This window comes from Desulfomicrobium aestuarii (assembly GCF_055385525.1).
On record NZ_AP042427.1, the window covers coordinates 116,497 to 134,604 of the forward strand.

General features: G+C 65.9%; 17 protein-coding genes. 14 read left to right on the plus strand and 3 right to left on the minus strand.

The window, feature by feature from the left end:
• The first annotated feature begins 32 nt into the window (after nt 1-32).
• Together ACZ5AC_RS00560 and fumC are read left to right on the plus strand one after the other, a co-directional pair.
• Nucleotides 33-638 (plus strand): nitroreductase family protein, encoded by a 606-nt coding sequence (locus ACZ5AC_RS00560; protein WP_464249021.1) that lies wholly within the window; start codon nt 33-35, stop codon nt 636-638.
• A 19-nt stretch (nt 639-657) separates the two neighbouring features.
• Nucleotides 658-2,058: a class II fumarate hydratase gene (gene fumC, locus ACZ5AC_RS00565; protein WP_464249022.1), complete on the plus strand. Its 1,401-nt coding sequence runs from the start codon at nt 658-660 to the stop codon at nt 2,056-2,058.
• A 41-nt stretch (nt 2,059-2,099) separates the two neighbouring features.
• On the opposite strand, the gene ACZ5AC_RS00570 is transcribed toward fumC, so the two are convergent.
• The 3 genes from ACZ5AC_RS00570 to ACZ5AC_RS00580 are packed head-to-tail and all read right to left on the minus strand — an operon-like array spanning nt 2,100 to nt 4,584.
• Nucleotides 2,100-2,867 carry a glycosyltransferase family 2 protein gene (locus ACZ5AC_RS00570; protein ID WP_464249023.1) on the minus strand — a complete coding sequence of 256 codons (768 nt, stop codon included), beginning with the start codon at nt 2,865-2,867 and terminating at the stop codon, nt 2,100-2,102.
• The gene (tmk, locus tag ACZ5AC_RS00575; RefSeq protein ID WP_464249024.1) at nt 2,860-3,495 is read right to left on the minus strand and encodes a dTMP kinase; all 636 of its coding nucleotides are present in this window, start codon (nt 3,493-3,495) and stop codon (nt 2,860-2,862) included. The genes ACZ5AC_RS00570 and tmk overlap by 8 nt, the downstream gene beginning before the upstream one ends.
• A 9-nt stretch (nt 3,496-3,504) precedes the next feature.
• Entirely contained in the window at nt 3,505-4,584 is a 1,080-nt protein-coding gene (locus ACZ5AC_RS00580) for a 3'-5' exoribonuclease YhaM family protein (protein ID WP_464249025.1), read from the minus strand.
• Nucleotides 4,585-4,831: 247 nt separating this feature from the next.
• Between ACZ5AC_RS00580 and ACZ5AC_RS00585 the strand changes: the two genes are divergently transcribed.
• The 12 genes from ACZ5AC_RS00585 to ACZ5AC_RS00640 all read left to right on the plus strand — a co-directional run bounded on the left by ACZ5AC_RS00585 (nt 4,832) and on the right by ACZ5AC_RS00640 (nt 18,080).
• A complete protein-coding gene (locus ACZ5AC_RS00585; protein WP_464249026.1) occupies nt 4,832-5,176 on the plus strand; it encodes a 4Fe-4S dicluster domain-containing protein in 345 nt (114 codons plus the stop codon).
• Nucleotides 5,157-6,305 carry a 2-oxoacid:acceptor oxidoreductase subunit alpha gene (locus ACZ5AC_RS00590; protein WP_028577107.1) on the plus strand — a complete coding sequence of 383 codons (1,149 nt, stop codon included), beginning with the start codon at nt 5,157-5,159 and terminating at the stop codon, nt 6,303-6,305. The genes ACZ5AC_RS00585 and ACZ5AC_RS00590 overlap by 20 nt, the downstream gene beginning before the upstream one ends.
• Before the next feature lie 2 nt (nt 6,306-6,307).
• Nucleotides 6,308-7,144 carry a 2-oxoacid:ferredoxin oxidoreductase subunit beta gene (locus ACZ5AC_RS00595; RefSeq protein ID WP_464249027.1) on the plus strand — a complete coding sequence of 279 codons (837 nt, stop codon included), beginning with the start codon at nt 6,308-6,310 and terminating at the stop codon, nt 7,142-7,144.
• Nucleotides 7,137-7,748 (plus strand): 2-oxoacid:acceptor oxidoreductase family protein, encoded by a 612-nt coding sequence (locus ACZ5AC_RS00600; protein WP_464249028.1) that lies wholly within the window; start codon nt 7,137-7,139, stop codon nt 7,746-7,748. Before ACZ5AC_RS00595 ends, ACZ5AC_RS00600 begins: the two co-directional genes overlap by 8 nt.
• On the plus strand, nt 7,706-8,467 hold the full coding sequence (surE, locus tag ACZ5AC_RS00605; RefSeq protein WP_464249029.1) for a 5'/3'-nucleotidase SurE: 762 nt from the start codon (nt 7,706-7,708) through the stop codon (nt 8,465-8,467). Before ACZ5AC_RS00600 ends, surE begins: the two co-directional genes overlap by 43 nt.
• Nucleotides 8,468-8,488: 21 nt before the next feature.
• Nucleotides 8,489-9,412, plus strand: coding sequence for a class II fructose-1,6-bisphosphate aldolase (gene fba, locus ACZ5AC_RS00610; RefSeq protein ID WP_464249030.1), 924 nt, complete (start codon nt 8,489-8,491; stop codon nt 9,410-9,412).
• Nucleotides 9,413-9,430: 18 nt separating this feature from the next.
• Complete coding sequence (gap, locus tag ACZ5AC_RS00615) at nt 9,431-10,426, plus strand: type I glyceraldehyde-3-phosphate dehydrogenase (protein WP_464249031.1); 996 nt, start codon at nt 9,431-9,433, stop codon at nt 10,424-10,426.
• A gap of 135 nt (nt 10,427-10,561) precedes the next feature.
• A complete protein-coding gene (dnaE, locus tag ACZ5AC_RS00620; RefSeq protein WP_464249032.1) occupies nt 10,562-14,020 on the plus strand; it encodes a DNA polymerase III subunit alpha in 3,459 nt (1,152 codons plus the stop codon).
• 11 nt (nt 14,021-14,031) lie between these two features.
• The gene (queD, locus tag ACZ5AC_RS00625) at nt 14,032-14,424 is read left to right on the plus strand and encodes a 6-carboxytetrahydropterin synthase QueD (RefSeq protein WP_464249033.1); all 393 of its coding nucleotides are present in this window, start codon (nt 14,032-14,034) and stop codon (nt 14,422-14,424) included.
• A complete protein-coding gene (gene dtd, locus ACZ5AC_RS00630; RefSeq protein ID WP_464249034.1) occupies nt 14,424-14,885 on the plus strand; it encodes a D-aminoacyl-tRNA deacylase in 462 nt (153 codons plus the stop codon). Before queD ends, dtd begins: the two co-directional genes overlap by 1 nt.
• Nucleotides 14,886-15,011: 126 nt before the next feature.
• Nucleotides 15,012-16,685, plus strand: coding sequence for a CgeB family protein (locus tag ACZ5AC_RS00635; RefSeq protein ID WP_464249035.1), 1,674 nt, complete (start codon nt 15,012-15,014; stop codon nt 16,683-16,685).
• Between the two features lie 3 nt (nt 16,686-16,688).
• Nucleotides 16,689-18,080 (plus strand): glycosyltransferase family 9 protein, encoded by a 1,392-nt coding sequence (locus tag ACZ5AC_RS00640; protein WP_464249036.1) that lies wholly within the window; start codon nt 16,689-16,691, stop codon nt 18,078-18,080.
• The last annotated feature ends 28 nt before the right edge of the window (nt 18,081-18,108 follow it).

An 18,108-nucleotide genomic window follows, 5' to 3' on the forward strand; every position in this document is an offset into this window, starting at 1 on the left:
AAAGTCAATCCGCACCGTACGAGGGGACGAACATGAATCTTCTGCGCAACGCAACCCTGGACACCATCCACGCCCGTCACAGCATACGGCAGTTCTCGCCGGAGCCCCTGCCCGAGGACATGCTCACCACCATCCTGGACGCGGCCAACCAGGCCCCTTCGGCCCACAACCGCCAGTCCTGGAAGTTCGTCGTCCTGGAGGGCGATGCCCGGACGGAACTGGCCGAGCGCGTCTCGACCATATCCAAGACCTTCGAGAAACCGGCTTCGTCGCTCCTGCGCATGGCCGCCCGCAGCATCGCCTCGGCCCCGGTGACGATCGCCGTGGTCAACACCGGCGACCTCATCAGCCACGGCACGGAACTGTTCCAGGTCGACAAGGGCCAGGCCTTCGACTTCTTCCGCACCATGGAGATCCAGAGTTCGGCCGCGGCCGTGGAGAACCTGCTCCTGGCCGCCACGTCCTTGGGCCTGGGCGCCGTGTGGCTGGGCATCCTTTACCTGGTCAAGGACCGGGTGCTGGAGTTTCTGCAGGAGCCCGGCGGCGAGTTCATGGCCGTGGTGCCCGTCGGCAAACCGCTTCGGCCCACCCAAGGCCCGAACAAGAAGCCTTTGGAGAACGTCGTCAAGAAAATCTGATCAGTCGGAGGTGGGCGTCATGGCCGAAATGCGCATAGAAACCGACAGCATGGGGTCCGTCGAGGTCCCGGCCGACCGTTACTGGGGGGCTCAGACCCAGCGCTCCCTGAAATACTTCCGCATCGGGCATGACGTGATGCCGCTGGAGGTCATCCGCGCCTTCGGCGTCCTCAAGCTCGCCGCAGCCCGAACCAACATGGCGCTCGGCAAGCTCCCGGAGGGCCTGGCAGAGCCGATCATGGCGGCCTGCCGCGAGGTCATGGACGGGCGGCTCGACGAGCATTTCCCGCTGCGGGTTTGGCAGACGGGCAGCGGCACCCAGACCAACATGAACGTCAACGAGGTCGTGGCCAACCGGGCCATCGAAATCCTCGGCGGGGTCATGGGCAGCAAGCGGCCCGTGCACCCTAACGACCACGTCAACATGTCCCAGTCCTCCAACGACACCTTCCCGGCGGCCATGCACATCGCCGCGGCCCTCATGCTGACAGGCGAGCTTCTTCCGGCCGTGGAGGCCATGCGGGACGGACTGGAGGCCAAGGCCGCGGCCTGGGACCGGATCGTCAAGATCGGCCGCACGCACCTGCAGGACGCCGTGCCCATGACCCTGGGCCAGGAGTTCTCGGGTTACGCGGCGCTGCTGGCCGACAATCTGGAGCGCCTGCGCGGCTGCCTGCCGCATCTGTGCCGGCTGGCCCTGGGCGGCACGGCCGTGGGCACGGGTCTGGGTACGCACCCCGACTTCGCGCGCACGGCGGCGCGGGAGATCGCGGACATCACGGGCCTGCCCTTCGAGCCCGCCCCAAACTTCTTCGCCGCCCTTTCGGCCCATGACGCCGTGGTCGCGACCTCGGGCGCCGTGCGCACCCTGGCCGGGTCCCTGATGAAGATCGCCAACGACATCCGCTGGCTGGCCTCGGGGCCCCGGGCCGGCATCGGTGAGCTGGTCCTGCCGGCCAACGAGCCCGGCTCGTCCATCATGCCCGGCAAGGTCAACCCGACCCAGTCCGAGGCCATGACCATGGTCGCGGTCCAGATCATGGGCCTGGACGCGGCCGTGGGGTTCGCCGGGTCCCAGGGCAACTTCGAGCTCAACGTCTTCAAGCCCCTCATGATCTTCAACCTGCTGACCGGCATGCGCCTGGCGGCCGACGCCTGCCGAAGTTTCACCGAGCACGCCCTGCAGGGGCTCGCCGCGGACGAGGCGGCCATCGCCAGGCATGTCGGGGATTCCCTCATGCTGGTCACGGCCCTCTCTCCCGTCATCGGCTACGACAGGGCCGCCGAGGTGGCCCACAAGGCCCACGTCGAAGGCACGAGCCTGCGTCAGGCCTGCCTTGAACTCGGGTATCTGGACGGGGAGAGGTTCGACGAACTGGTCCAGCCCCTCCGGATGGCTCGGCCGCACGAAACGGGCTGAAGGGCATCCCGCCGCTCCCGGGAGCGGGGCGGCGGGAGGGACTAGGCGCCTTTGTTGCCCTTTTGGTTGAGTTCCGCCAGCCGGATGTATTTCTGGAAGGCGTAGAAGAAGGAGTTGACCGCCAGCACGAAGCCGGCCTTGCCGTCGAGGAAGCCGCGGCGGAAGACGTAGATCTTCAGGAACCTGGCCAGACCGTGTCCCAGGGCCTTGGCCACGCCAGAGCGTTTGCCCTTGGCGTGCATCTCCTCGGCTGCGATCTGCGTGTAATAGTTGATCTTGTCGACGTGCTGCTTCAGGTTTTCGTAGGGGTAGTGGATGATGTCGCCCGTCAGGCGGCGCGTCTTGCCCCTGGGCTCGAAGCCGTAGTGCGGGCCCGAGACGTGCACGCCCGTGTCGGCCAGGTGGAAGACGCGCGGCAGCAGGTCGGGGTACCAGCCGCTGTGGCGCAGGAACCGGTCGAAATAGAACGATGTGCGCGGGCAGACGAAGGCGCTCATGCCCTGCGTGTCCTCCAGGGCCGTCATGACCGAGGCGCGCAGCTCGTCGGACAGGATCTCGTCCTGGTCCAGGGACACAACCCACTGCGTCTCGATGTGGGCAAAGGCGAACTCGAACTGCTTCTTGGGGCCGGGCCAGGGGTTGACCAACACCGTGGCCCCGTGGCGTTCGGCGATGTCGCGCGTGGCGTCGGTGCTGCCCGAGTCCACGACCAGCAGCCGGTCGCAGAAATCCAGCGATTTCAGACAATCATCCAGATATTTGGCCCCGTTCAGGGTCAGGACCAGCCCCGTGACGGTGGGCCTAGCCAAGGCCTTTCTCCTCCAGCCCGCGCAGGATGGCGGCGAAGACGGCGTCCTCGTCCCTGTTGGCGTCCACCACCAGGAAGCGTCTGCGGTGCAGGGCGGCCCAGGTCAGGTAGCCTTCGCGAATGCGGGTGTGGAAGGCCATGCTCTCGGCCTCGAAGCGGCCTTCGGTGGCGGCCTTGTTGTCGCGCATGTTGCGGGTCAGGGCGCGCTTGAGGCCGATCTCCGGGTTCACGTCCAGGAGGATGGTGACGTCGGGCCACAGCCCCTGCACGGCCACGTCGTTCAATTGGTGCAGCAGGCTCGGTTCGAGGCCGCGGCCGTAGCCCTGGTAGACCACGGTGGAGTCGGCGAAGCGGTCGCAGATGACGGTCCGCCCGTCCTCCATGGCCGGCCGGATGACCGAGGCCACATGCTGGGCGCGGTCGGCCAGGTAGAGGAACAGCTCGCTGGTGGGGCAGAGGTCGCTGTTTTTCGGGTCGAGGAGTATCCGGCGCAGCTCCTTGCCCAGGCGGCTCCCACCGGGTTCAAGGGTGTGCAGGACGTCGTGGCCCTGCCTCACGAAATGCTCGATGATTTTTTTGCACTGCGTCGATTTGCCGCAGCCCTCCATGCCTTCGAACGTCAGAAACATGCATTCACCTCACTCGTGGTTGGATGTTGCGGTGAAGCCCATGGCCTTCAGCAGGGGCGAGGCGTCGGGTTTCGGGGCGGCCTTCCTGGCCTGTTTCGGCTCCGCCCCCGGAGTCTGCTTCGGCGTGCGTTCCGGCTGGAAGAGGTAGCGGCCCAGGGTGCGGTGGTACTCGCTCCAGCCCTGCGCCTCCTCGCCCTCGGGGGTGGTCAGGGCGCCCTGCACGGTGTTGATCTTGGAATCCAGGTTATCGGCGTAGTGCAGGACGAAGGCCTCCATGGTCTGCGGCACGCAGGGCGAGCCGAAGGCCAGTTCGCCGTGGTGGGCGACGATGATATGCTTGAGGTGCATGGCCAGGCCCTCGGGCAGGTCCTTGGCCTTGCGCAGGAAGGGCTCCAGCAGCTCCAAACCGATCTGGATGTGCCCCAGCAGCCGCCCGGCGTCGGTGTACTCGCGGCTGACGCCGTGGGACAGCTCGAAGGCCTTGCCCAGGTCGTGGCACAGGGCGCCCACGAGGAGAATCTCCTTGTCGATCTGCGGGTAGAGATCCGACAGGGCCCTGCAGATGCGCATGATGGCCAGGGTGTGCTCCAGCAGGCCGCCGGCGTAGGCGTGGTGGATGGTCTTGGCGCCGGGCGCGCTCAGCAGGGCCGTGCGGATGGGCTCGTCGCGCAGGATGCTTTTGCACAGGGCGGACCAGGGCTTGTACGTCAGTTCGGCGTGCAGGAAGGCCTCCAGCTCCTCCAGGAGCCGGGCCGGCGGGACGGCGGAGGAGGGCACGAAGTCGGCCATGTCCAGGCCCCGTTCCGCGGGGTCGATCACGACCATGCTGTTGATCCGCAGCTGCCGGATGCCGTTGTACGTCTCCTCCCGGCCGTTCACCTCGACGAACTGGTCGACCTGCAGGGACTCGTAGTTCTGGCTCTGGGGGAACCAGATGCGCGCCTCGATGCTGCCTGTCCGTCCCGTCAGGGTCAGGTGCCAGTACGGTCCGTTCTTGGCCTTTTTGGACTGGGCCTGGGAAATGACAAAAATGCCTGAAACAGTCTGATCTTCGGAAAAATCGCTTACGGATTTTTTTTCATTCGTCATCGAGTTGCAATTCCTGTATGAATATGGGAAAATACCGTTACGTCGAAGTATTATAATTTTCAAGAAGATTGGGCGGTTGAAGCCTCGCCTGCTATGGTGTCAAGCGGCGTCTTTTCCGTCCTTACAGGTAAGTTTTCGGCCTTGGCAAGGAGTGTGGCCCTGCCTGCCGGGTCAGAACGCTTTTCAGGGGGCGGGGGCGTGTCGTTCGTGTGACCTGCAACGGAACATCCAAACACAAGCGAAAGTTATGTCCAAAAAGAAAGGTCTGGCAAAAGTGACGATTTATCCGGACTGGTGCAAGGGCTGCGGGATCTGCGCCGCCTTCTGCCCGGCCGGAGTGTTCGAGCTTCGTGCGGACGGCAAGTCTCACGTGGTCCGCGAGGCCGAATGCGTGAACTGCGGCTTCTGCGAACTGCATTGTCCCGATTTCGCGGTTTCCGTGACGCCCAAGGAGATCAGCCGCAGAAAGACCGACGCGCGTCTGGATCCTCGTGTCGAGGCTGCGGATCCGTCCGCCGGGACGGATCCGGGTCCGGAAGAGAATGTTGGAACACCTAACCGGGAAGAGGATCATGGCCACAAAAAAGCGTAAGAAGAAGGAAATGTTCGCCCTCGGCAACGAGGCCGTGGTCGAAGGCGCCCTGCTTGCCGGTTGCACCTTCTATGCGGGCTATCCCATCACCCCCTCCACGGAGATAGCCGAGGTCATGTCGGCCAGGCTGCCGCTGGTCAAGGACGGCGTCTTCCTCCAGATGGAGGACGAGATCGCGAGCATGGGCGCCATCATCGGCTCGTCCCTGGCCGGCCGCAAGTCCATGACGGCCACCTCCGGTCCCGGCTTCTCCCTCATGCAGGAGAACCTGGGCTACGCCTGCATGACCGAGGTGCCCCTGGTCCTGGTCAACGTCATGCGCGGGGGGCCTAGCACCGGCCTGCCGACGAGCCCGGCCCAGGGCGACGTGCAGCAGGCGCGCTGGGGCTGCCACGGCGACCACCCCATCATCGTGCTTTCGGCCAGCGACGTGCAGGAATGCCTGGAAATGACCGTCGTGGCCTTCAATTTCGCCGAAAAGTACCGCACGCCCGTCATCCTGCTTCTGGATGAGATCACGGCCCACACCCGCGAGAAGATCGTCATCCCCGACCCCGAGGATTTCGAGATCATCTCCCGCGTCACGCCCGCCATGCCGCCCGAGTGGTATGTCTCCTACGAGGAGACCATGCGCGGCGTGCCGGCCCTGCCGCCGCTGGGTTCGGGCTACCGCTTCCACGTCACGGGCCTGACCCACGATCAGAACGGCTTCCCGACCTCCAAGCCCGACGAGGTCAAGGCCCTCATGCACCGGCAGTTCCGCAAGATCGACCAGTTCTTCTACGACATCCAGCTGGTGGACGAGGTGAACTGCGACGACGCCGAAGTGGTCGTAGTGGCCTACGGCTGCGTGGCCCGTTCGGCCGAGCTGGCCGTGCACATGGCCCGCGAGCGAGGGGTCAAGGCCGGGCTCCTGAAGCTCAAGACCCTGTTCCCCTTCCCCAAGACCGCTGTGCAGACCCTGGCGCGCCAATGCAAGGCCCTCGTCGTGCCGGAGATGAACATGGGCCAGATTTCGCGCGAGGTGAAGCGCGTCAACAACGGCCTGACCCACGTCATTACCAACAACCGCGTCGACGGGCAGATCATCACCCCCTCGGAAATCTTCAAAAACATCATGCAGGCGTGACCATGGCACAGGTAACACAACTCATCCACGACTACCTCCGGCACAACAAGAAGTTCCCCCACGTGTACTGCGCGGGATGCGGCCACGGCATCGTGCTCGGGTCGCTCATCCGCAGCGTGCACGGCCTGGGCTACGCCAAGGACGACATCGTGCTCGTGGCCGGCATCGGCTGCTCGGGCCGCATGGCCGTCTACGTGGACTTCAACACCGTGCACACGACCCACGGCCGCGCCCTGACGTTTGCCACGGGCATCAAGATGGCCAACCCAAACCTCAAGGTCATCGTCGTCATGGGCGACGGCGACGCCATGTCCATCGGCGGCAACCACCTCATCCACGCGGCGCGCCGCAACATCGGTCTGACCACGCTGGTCCTGAACAACAACATCTACGGCATGACCGGCGGCCAGTACTCGCCGACCAGCCCCGTGGGCACGGTCTCGGCCACTTCGCCCTTCGGGCAGCTTGAGCGCAGCTTCGACATCGTGGAGATGGCCATGGCCAGCGGCGCGAGCTACGTGGCGCGCGGCACGGTCTTCCACGCGACCATGCTCGACGGGCTCATCGCCGACGCCCTGGAGAAGCCCGGCTTCAACCTGGTGGAGATCCTGACGCCCTGCCACACCCAGTACGGACGCAAGAACAAGTTCAAGACCGTGGTCGACATGTACCAGTGGTACAAGAAGAACACGGTGAAGCTCGACCGCTACCGCCAGCTCAAGGCCGAGGAGCAGGACAAGTTCACGCCCATCGGCGTGTTCCGGGACGAGATGAGGCCGGGTCTGGAAACGCGGTACGCGGAACTGCGCAACAAGCTTCAGGAGCAGCGACATGCCTAAGCAGCACGAACTGAATCGATTCGAGATCCGTCTCTCCGGCACGGGCGGGCAGGGCATCCTGACCCTGGGCAAGATCATGGGCCAGGTCCTGGCCATCGACCACGGCTTCCACGTCACCCAGACCCAGAGCTACGGCCCCGAGGCCCGCGGCGGCGCCAGCCGGGCAGACCTGGTCATCAGCTCGCACCGCATCAGCTATCCCAAGCCCGTAAACCTTGACATGCTCGTGGCTCTCAGTCAGGAGGCCTGCAACCTGTACTTTCGGAATCTGAAGCCTTCGGGCTTCCTGCTCGTGGACACCTCGCTGGTGACGCAGACGCCCTCGAACATCTTCTGGGGCCTGCCCTTCACGAGCATGGCCCGGGACAAGGTCGGCGTGGCCCAGGCCACCAACATCGTCTGTCTCGGGGCCTTGAGCCACTTTCTGCCGTTCATGAACTTCGGCAACGTGAAAAAGGCCCTGGCCGGGGTGCTCCCGGCCAAGATACTCGACGTCAACGTCAAGGCCCTGACCCTGGGCTACAACCAGGCCAGGAAACTCTATCCGGACGCTTCCGAAAAATGGACATTCTCCTCACCAACGACGATGGAATCCGAGCAGTAGGCCTGCGGGCCCTGTACGCGGCGCTGGTCAAGGCCGGCCACCGCGTGCACGTGGCCGCGCCCATGACCGAGCAGAGCGCCGTGGGGCACTCGGTCACGCTCTTTTCGCCCCTGCGCGTCAGGGAAGTGGAGGAGCCGGGCTTTTCGGGCCTGGGCATCTCGGGCACGCCTGCGGACTGCGTCAAGCTGGCCCTGAGCCATCTGCTCCCGAAGCGTCCGGACATGATCGTGTCGGGCATCAACGCCGGCGCCAACGTCGGCGTTGATGTCCTTTATTCGGGCACGGTCTCTGCGGCCACCGAGGGCGCCCTGGCCGGCATCCCGGCCATGGCCGTGTCCGTGGACGACTACCACCCGGAAGAGCTCTCGGCCCAGGCCGGGTACGCCGTGGGCATGCTGGAGGGCGGTTTCTGGTCCTCGTTCCCGAAGCAGTGCGTCCTGAACGTGAATTTCCCGGCCGGTGCCCTGGCCGACGCCAAGGGCCTCCGGGTCTGCCGTCAGACGTCCTGCACCTACCGGGATTGGTACGACGAACGCAACGATCCCCGCGGCAACCCGTACTACTGGCTGTGCGGGGTCATCCCGCCGGAAAACGTGGAGCCCGACACGGACCGCGACTCCTTGAGCCGCGGGTACATCACGGTCACGCCCCTGACCTTTGACTTAACCCACGCAGAGTATATGAAGACTCTTGCCCGGCAGTTGGCCGGGAACGACTAACCGGATTTCAAGGAGACGACCATGCCTCTGACCACCCCCAAGGAAATGTTTGCCCGAGGTTACGCCGAAGGCTTCGCCATCGGCGGTTTCAACGTGAACAACATGGAGATCATCCAGGGGATCATGGAGGCGGGCAATCTCGAGAAATCCCCGCTCATCCTGCAGGTTTCGGCCGGCGCCCGCCGCTACGCCGGACAGGTCTACATCATCAAGCTCATGGAGGCCGCTCTGGCCGAGAACGACCTGCCCGCCTGCCTGCACCTGGACCACGGACAGAATTTCGAGATCTGCAAGGAAGTCATCGACGGCGGCTTCACCTCGGTCATGATCGACGGCTCGCATCTGCCCTACGAGGAGAACATCGCCCTGACCAAGAAGGTCGTGGCCTACGCCCATGACCGCGGCGTGTGGGTCGAGGCGGAGCTGGGACAGCTGGCCGGCGTCGAGGACGACGTGGACGTGGAGCACAGCGTCTACACCAACCCCGAGCAGGCCGCGGACTTCGTCGGCCGCACGGGCTGCGACTCCCTGGCCATCGCCATCGGCACAAGCCACGGCGCCTACAAGTTCGCCGGCGAGGCTAAGCTCGACTTCGACCGCCTGGAGAAGATCAAGGCCCTGCTGCCCGGCTTCCCCATCGTCCTGCACGGCGCGTCGTCCGTGCCCCAGGAGTTCGTCGAGATGGCCAACGCCTACGGCGCCCAGATCGCCGGCGCCAAGGGCGTGCCCGAGGACCTGCTGCGCAGGGCGGCCGCCTCGGCCGTGTGCAAGATCAACATTGACACGGACATCCGCCTGGCCATGACCGCCACCATCCGTAAGTACCTGACGGAAAACCCGTCCCACTTCGACCCGCGCCAGTACCTGCAGGTCGCCCGCAACGCCGTGCGCGACATGGTCGCCCACAAGATCCGCAACGTCCTTGGTTCATCCAACAAGATTTAAGCCCACGAGGAACAGAACATGGCTGTCAAAATCGCACTGAACGGATTCGGCCGCATCGGCCGCTACCTGGCCCGCATCATGGCCGGCAACAAGGACCTGCAGCTGGTCCGCGTCAACGCCCGCGGCGACAACGCGCAGCTGGCGTACCTGCTCAAGTACGACTCGGTCCACGGCACCTTCGCCGGGGACGTCACGCCCAACGAGCAGGGCTTCCTGCTGAACGGCCAGCAGGTCGAGGTGACCCGCAACGCCCCCGACGCCTGGGACTGGAAGGGCATCGACATCCTGGTCGAGTCCACGGGCAAGTTCACGGACCGCGAGAGCTGCGAGCGCCACCTGGCTGCCGGCGCGAAGAAGGTCCTCATCTCCGCCCCGGGCAAGAACGCCGACCTGACCGTGGTCATGGGCGTTAACGACTCCCTCTACGACCCGGCCGCGCACAACATCGTCTCCAACGCGTCCTGCACGACCAACTGCCTGGCCCCGGCGGCCAAGGCCCTGAACGACGCCTTCGGCATCAAGCACGGCCTGATGACCACAATCCACTCATACACCATGAGCCAGCGCATGCTCGACGGCACCCACAAGGACATCCGCCGCGGCCGCGCCGGCGCCATGAACATCCTGCCCACGACCACGGGCGCGGCCAAGGCCGTGAGCCTGGTCATCCCGGCTCTGGCCGGCAAGCTCGACGGCATGGCCGTGCGCGTGCCCACGCCCAACGTGTCCCTGGTCGATCTGGTGGTCGAGGTCGAGAAGCCGACCACGGCGGCCGAGGTCAATGCGGCCCTGAAGGCCGCGGCCAGCGGCCCCGAGGGCGGCGCCATGGGCTACACCGAAGTTCCGCTCGTTTCCATGGACTACGTCGGCAGCCACTACGGCGGCGTGGTCGACGGCCTGTGCACCTCGGTCATGAACGGAACCATGGTCAAGATCATCGTCTGGTACGACAACGAAGCCGGCTTCACCCATCAGCTGAAGCGCCTGGTCGCCATGGTCGGGGCCAAGCTCTAGGGATTTCGGCATGTTCCGCACAGAAACGCCCGGGCCGCCCGGGCGTTTCCGTTTTCAGGGCGGCTTGCAATTCGGCCCCGCCTTTTCTAGTCTCCGTCTTCCGGCCCACAAATTCCGTTTTCCCCCGAGAGCACCATGAGCGGTTTCACCCACCTGCATTGCCATTCCGAGTACAGCCTCCTGGACGGCGCCATCCGCCTGAAGGATCTGTGCGCACGGGCCGTTGATTTCGGTTTTTCCTCGGCCGCCATCACCGACCATGGCAATCTCTTCGGGTCCGTGCCGTTCTATCTCGAAGCCAAGAAGCACGGCATCAAGCCCATCATCGGCAGCGAGGTCTACATCGCCGACGACATGACCGACCGGGAGAACAAGAAGCGCTTCCACCTGGTCCTGCTGGCCCAGAACCTCGTAGGCTATCACAACCTGGTCAAGATCGTGTCCGCCGGGTTCCTGGACGGGTTCTACTACAAGCCGCGCGTGGACAAGAAACTCCTGCGCGCCCACAGCGAGGGGATCATCTGCCTCTCGGCCTGCCTGCAGGGCGAGGTGCCCTACGCCCTGCGCCACAGTACCTTCGACAAGGCGCTGCTGGTGGCCCGGGAGTACATGGAAATCTTCCCGGACCGCTTCTATCTGGAGCTGCAGTCCAACGGCCTCAAGGAGCAGGAGGTCGTCAACGACCGGCTCATGGAGCTGGCCAGGGAGACGGGTCTGCCCCTGGTGGCCACCAACGACTGCCACTACCTGGGCAAGGACGACTACGAGGCCCACGACATCCTCCTGTGCGTGGGCACGGGCAAGATCGCCTCGGAGAAGCAGCGCCTCAAGTTCGACACCAACGAGTTCTACTACAAGGCCCCCGAGGAGATGGAGGCCGCCTTCGCCCACTGCCCCGAGGCCGTCGAGAACGCCGGGCGCATCGCGGACATGTGCGAGGTGGAGCTCAAGCTCAAGCAGCATTTCTTCCCGGTCTACGACGTGCCCGAGGGCGTGACCCTGGACGAGGAGTTCCGCCGGTTGTGCGTCGAGGGCCTCAAGGAGCGCATCGCGGCCCTGCCCTACGAGGTGGACGAGGACTTCTACCGCGAGCGCCTTGAATTCGAGCTGAAGGTCATCATCGAGAAGGGCTTCCCGGCCTACTTCCTCATCGTCCAGGACTTCATCAACTGGGCCAAGTCCCAAGGCATCCCGGTTGGCCCGGGGCGCGGCTCGGCCGCCGGGTCCCTGGTCTCCTACGCCCTGAAGATCACGGACCTCGACCCCATCCGCTACGCGCTGTTCTTCGAGCGCTTCCTGAACGTGGAGCGCGCGTCCCTGCCCGATATCGACGTGGACTTCTGCTACAACCGGCGCGACGAGGTCATCAAGTACGTGACCCGCAAGTACGGCGCCGACCATGTGGCCCAGATCGTGGCCTTCGGGACCATGAAGGCCAAGGGCGCCATCCGCGACGTGGCCCGGGCCCTGGACGTGAGCCTCAAGGACGCCGACCGCATCGCCAAGCTCATCCCCGAAGACCTGAAGATGACCCTGGCCAAGGCCCTGGACGAAGAGCCGGACCTGCGGGCGCTCATCGACAGCGAGCCGCAGTTCCGCAAGCTCTACGACGTGGCCCGCCGCCTGGAGGGCATGGCCCGACACTCGTCCATCCACGCCGCCGGCATCGTCATCTCCCAGAAGCCCATGGTCGAGTACCTGCCGCTGCACAAGGGCAAGAACGGCGAAATCGTCACCCAGCTGGACATGAAGAAGGTCGAGCTCATCGGCCTCATCAAGTTCGACTTCCTGGGCCTCAAGACCCTGACCGTCATCGACGACGCCCTGAAGCTCATCCGCAAGAACGGAAAGCCCGTGCCGATTCTGGAGAAGCTTCCCCTGGACGACCCCCAGACCTACGAGCTCCTGTGCCGCGGCGAGACCGACGGCGTGTTCCAGCTGGAATCCGACGGCATGAGGCGCGTCCTGCGGGGCCTGAAACCCTCCTGCTTTGAGGACATCATCGCGCTCCTGGCCCTGTACCGTCCGGGGCCGCTGGAATCCGGCATGGTCGACGACTTCATCGGCCGCAAGCACGGCCTGCGCAAGGTCGAGTACGAGTACCCGGAGCTGGCCCCCGTGGTGCACCCCATCCTTGAGGACACCTACGGCGTCATCCTCTACCAGGAACAGGTCATGAAGATCGCCTCGGACCTGGCCAAGTACTCACTCGGCGAGGGCGACAACCTGCGCCGGGCCATGGGCAAGAAGGACCCGGCCGAGATGGCCAAGCAGCGGGTGCGCTTCCTGGACGGCGCGCGCGAGAACAACATTTCCCAGGAGGCGGCCGAGTACATCTTCGACCTGATGGAGAAGTTCGCGGGCTACGGCTTCAACAAGTCCCACAGCGCGGCCTACGCCGTCATCTCCTACCAGACGGCCTACGTGAAGGCCCACTACCCGGCCGAGTTCATGGCCGCCATCATCACCTCGGAAGTCTCCAACTCCGACAAGATCCTGGCCCACGTCAGCGCCTGCCGGGACATGAGCATCGAGGTGTTGCCGCCCGACGTGAACAGGAGCTTCAACGAGTTCACCGTCGAGGGCGAGTCCATCCGCTACGGCCTGTCGGGCATCAAGGGCGTGGGCGAGGGGGCGGTCGAATCCATCGTCGAGGAGCGCGAGAAGGGAGGTAATTTCACCAGCCTGCTCGATTTCTGCCAGCGCGTGAACCTGCGCAAGGTCAACAAGAAGGTGCTGGAGTCTCTCATCAAATCAGGCGCCATGGACGCCTTCGGGTGCTCGCGCCGGTCCCTGCTGGAGGGCCTCGACAAGGTCCAGGCCATGGCCCAGAAGCGGGCCAAGCGCAAAACCTCGGGGCAGCTCTCGTTCATGGGCATGGTGGAGGAGAACACCTGCAACCTGACGGGGCTGGGCATCGAGGGCGACGAGGCGGAGCTGTCCGAATACGGGGACGACGAGAAGTGCCGCATGGAGAAGGAGGCTTTCGGCTTCTTTCTCATCGGCCACCCCCTGCAGCCTTTCCGCCAGGAAATCCGCCGTCTCGGGTACACGTCGCTGGCGCAGTGCGTGGACCTGCCGGAGAAGACGCCGGTGCAGGTGCCGGTACTGGTCACGTCCGTCAAGACCATCATCACCAAGAAGGGCGACCGCATGGCCTTCTGCGGCATCGAGGACCTGGGCGGCTCGGGCGAGGCCATCGTCTTCGCCGAGCCGTACGCGGCCAGCCGCGACCTCCTGGCCTCGGAGGAGCCCCTGCTCATGACCGGCACCGTGGCCAAGCGGGAGGTTTCGGGCGGCGAGGAGGGCGAGGAGGGGCCCAAGAAGGCCAAGGTCCTGGCCGAGTCCTTCAAGCTCCTGTCGGAGGTGGTGGGCTCGGGCTCCGAGCCGGTGGTGCTCCTGGTGCGGGCCAACGGCCACGAACCGGACTGGGCGGGGCTCGGCGACATCGTGCAGCGCTACCCCGGCCAGGCCCCGGTGCAGGTCGATCTGGTGCGCGAGGACTACGTGTGCCGTCTGCAGTTCGGGCCCGACTTCATGGTCGCACCGTGTCCGGACTTTTGGCGGGAATTCGAACTGTGGCGACAGGCCTGAAGGAGATGAACATGGGCAAGGGACAATGGCGGCTGCGCGTCAGCGGCGATTTCAGTTCGTCGCACCAGCTGCGGCATTACGAGGGCAAGTGCGAGAACATGCACGGCCACAATTTCGAGGTCGAGGTGGACGTGGTCGGAGACCGGCTCGACCCGAAGCTCGGCATTCTCATTGATTTCAAGGTATTGAAACGCCTTCTCAAGACCGTGACCGACGAGCTGGACCACCGGCACCTGAACGAACTGCCCGCCTTCGCGGACCACAACCCGTCCTCGGAGCTGCTGGCGCAGTACGTCTACCGCCGCATGAAGGAACTGCTCGCCGCGCACCCCGTGCGCCTGGAGCAGGTCATGGTTTCGGAAAAGGCCAGTTCCCGCGCCTACTACTCCGAAGGAACGGACTGATGCGCGCGGTCCTGCAGCGGGTGCGCAGCGCCAGGGTCACGGTGGGCGGGCGCGTGACTGGCGAGATCGGCCCGGGCGTCCTGGTCTTCGTCGGCTTCGGCGGGGGCGACGAGCCCGGCATGGCCGGCGGGCCGGTCTGGAACAGGTTCGTGGACAAGCTCCTGGGCCTGCGGCTTTTCCCCGACGCCGGCGGTCCCATCAACGCGAGCCTGGCCGACCACGGCGGGGGCATCCTCGTCGTTTCCCAGTTCACCCTCTACGCCGACGTGCGCAAGGGGCGCCGCCCGTCCTTTTCCACGGCGGCCCCGCCCGAAGCAGCCCGGTCCCTGTACGATGCCTTCACCGCCGACCTGCGCCGCCGCTGGCCCGACGTGGCCGAGGGCGAGTTCGGCGCGGACATGGACGTGGCCCTGGTCAACTGGGGGCCCGTGACCATCTGGCTGGACAGCGACGAGCTGTAAGCCCCCTCTTGGCAGGCATGTTGCTAGCGCGGAGTTGAACGTTCACTTTTTGACAGGACGCAACATGCCGCACCCTTTCGGATCTTTCCGTATTCCTTGCCATCGCCCCGTGGAGCGGGCCAAACCGTGACCGCCGCGGACTATACAGCCGAAGCCCTGCGTGGCGAAGACGGCTCCCTGGATGTGCGCATCGTCAGTGACGGCCGTGCCCGCCATCTGGGAGGGCGTCGTGGGGCCGAGAACGAGCTGCGTCGCGCGGCCGACGTGCCGGGCGAGGGCGTACTGCCCGTGTTGCTCGGCTCGGGCCTGGGTGCGGGCCTGGCCGATGTCCTGGCGCGGATCGCGGGCCCCGTGGCCGTGGTCGACGCCGAGGGCGCTGTCTACGGCCTGACGGGGGTGCGGGAAAAATGGCGGGGAGATGCCCGGGTGCTGTGGATCGACGAGTCCGAACCCGAAACCGCGCTGGCCATGTTGACCCGCTGGCAGCTCGGTCACGGCGGTCTGCCCTTCGCCCCGGTCCTCGACCCCTTCTACGCCCGGCTGCGGCCGGAACTCTACCGCGCCCTGGCCGAGCGGCTTGAACTGTCCCGCAAGGTCGATTTCTGGGGCCGTGCGCGCTACCCCAAGTTCCGCTCGCCGCAGCCGCGGGTGCTCCTGCTGACCAGCACCTATTTTCTCATGGGCGAACTGGAGGCGGCCTGCAAACGTCTCGGCTTCGCCACATGCTTCGTACAGCTGCCCAGCCAGGAGGTGGGCAGCCAGGAGTTCGTGGAGCGCATGCTGGGGGAAATCCTGGCCTTCCGCCCCGACTTCGTGCTGACCATCAACCACCTCGGCGTGGACAAGGAGGGCATCCTGACCGGCCTCCTGGCCCGGCTCGAGCTGCCCCTGGCCTCGTGGTTCGTCGACAACCCCCACCTCATTCTCTACATATACGAAAATCTCTCCTCGGACTGGGTCACGCTCTTCACCTGGGACGCGGACAACATAGCGTCCCTGAAGGCCCAGGGCTTCGGGCGCGTGCATTATCTGCCCCTGGCCACGGACCCGCACCGCTTCGCCTTCGCGCCGGACACCGCGCCCGTGCGCGATGTGGCTTTCGTCGGCAACTCAATGGTCCACAAGGTGCGGGCCAAGCTCGAACGGTACGCGTTTCCGGACGCGCTCGAGCGCGACGTCGAGGATCTCGGCCGCGCCTTCATGGAGAGCGGCCTCCTGTCCGTCGGGGATTTTCTCGACCACGAGCGGCCAGGCCATGCCGCGCTGTTCCGGTCCCTGCCCGACGCGGACACGCGGCTGGCCTTCGAGACCCTGGTCACCTGGCAGGCGACCCTGCTCTACCGCCTGCAGCGGGTGGAGCGCCTGCTGCCCTTCAACCCCATGCTGGTCGGGGACCCGGGCTGGCACGAGTTGCTGCCGAAGGGCGGCTGGACCTATCACCGCGAACTCAACTATTACGAAGACCTGCCCCGGTTTTACCCGGCAACGCGCGTCAACTTCAACTGCACGAGCCAGCAGATGAAGGGCGCCGTCAACCAGCGGGTCTTCGACGTGCCCGTCTGCGGCGGCTTCCTGCTCACGGACCACCGACGCCAGATGGAGGATCTCTTCGAGCCCGGCCGCGAAATCGTCTGCTACGGCGATCCCGGGGAAATCCCGGACCTGGTGCGCCACTACCTGGCCCGCGACGACGCGAGGAGGAAGGTCACGGAGGCGGCGCGCCGCCGCATCCTGGCCGAGCACACCTACGACCTGCGCCTCTCGTCCCTGGCGCGGACCATGCGCGGGATCTACGGGTAATCCGTGAAGAAGCCCATCCTCGTCATCCAGATGCAGCGCATGGGGGACCTGATCCTGTCCTTCCCGCTCTTTTTGTGGCTGGGGCGGGCGTTCCCCGGTCACCCGGTCTGGGTCATGGCCGAACCCGCCTTTGCCGGCCCCCTGGCGCGCGTGAGCCCCGGCGTGCGCTATCTCGGGTACGGCCAGGCCGATGCCGTGCTGCACGAGAAGTTTCATCTGGTCCTGAACCTGAGCCACCGTCCCGAGAGCATGGAGCTGGCGGGCCGCCTGAAGTCCGAGACCCTTGTCGGCGGGTATTCGCGTGACGGCGTTGTCCGCGTCAACGGCGACTGGCAGGAATACCGCCTGTCCCTGACGCACAACAACCGCCACAACCGGTTCCATTGGGCCGACCTGAACGCCCTGGACGTGATCCCGCCGGGCGTCTTGGCCGCAACGAGTTGGCCCAGGCCGCGCGCCATGCCGGAGGACGTGCGCCAGGTGGGGCTTTTCCTCGGCGCGAACGAGCCGGACAAGCGGCCCTCGGCCCGGTTCTGGGCGGAGCTGGTGGGGGAGGTCGAGAAGCGCGGGCTGGTGCCAGTCCTGCTCGGCGGACCGGCCGAAATGGAGCTCGGACGCGAGGTGCGCCGCCTGGCCGGGCGCCCCGTGGCCAGCGCCTGCGGAGCGATGGGCCTGGACCGGTTTGCCCTGTTCGGCCAGCGCCTGGCGGCCATGGTCACGCCCGACACTGGGCCCATGCACCTGGCGGCCTGGTCGGGCCTGCGGGTCCTGAACCTGTCCATGGGGCCGGTCCACGCCTGGGAGACGGGCCCCTACCAGCCGGGGCATCTGGTCCTGCGCAGTTCGCGCGACTGCGTGGGCTGCTGGCGCTGCCGCTTCGACGGCCCGCGCTGCCACGATCCCTTTCGCCCGGCGCGGGTGGCCAGCCTGCTCGATGCGGCCCTGCGCGGCCCAGGGGAAAGGCTGGCGTCCATGCGGCTGCCCGGGCTTGAACTCTTCGCTTCGGACCGCAGGCATGGGCTGTATGACCTCGTTCCGGTCTCCGCGCACCCCAGGGCGTCCCAGGCCATAGGCGCGTACTGGCAGGCCTTCTGGATGCACGCCTTCGGCATAGGCCGGGCGGAAGGGTGCCGCCTGGCCGCCGATGCCCTGCGCCGGGAGCACGGCGCCCTGGCCCGCGTCATGGCCGTCCAGGGGGCGCGCTTCCTGCGCAGCCTGGCCGCGTGCGCCGACCCCGTGCGGCAGGCCCTGCAGTGGCAGAGCGCCTCGCCGTCGCTGCGGCCCTTGAGCGGTTACTGCGCAGCCCACGTCTCCAACCGCGACGGTTCCCCGGACAGCCTGCGGCGGGTTCTGGCCCTGACCGAAGAGCACATCGGTTTTCTGACGGAAAGCTGAAGCGTCACGGCTTCCCCCAACAAAAAAG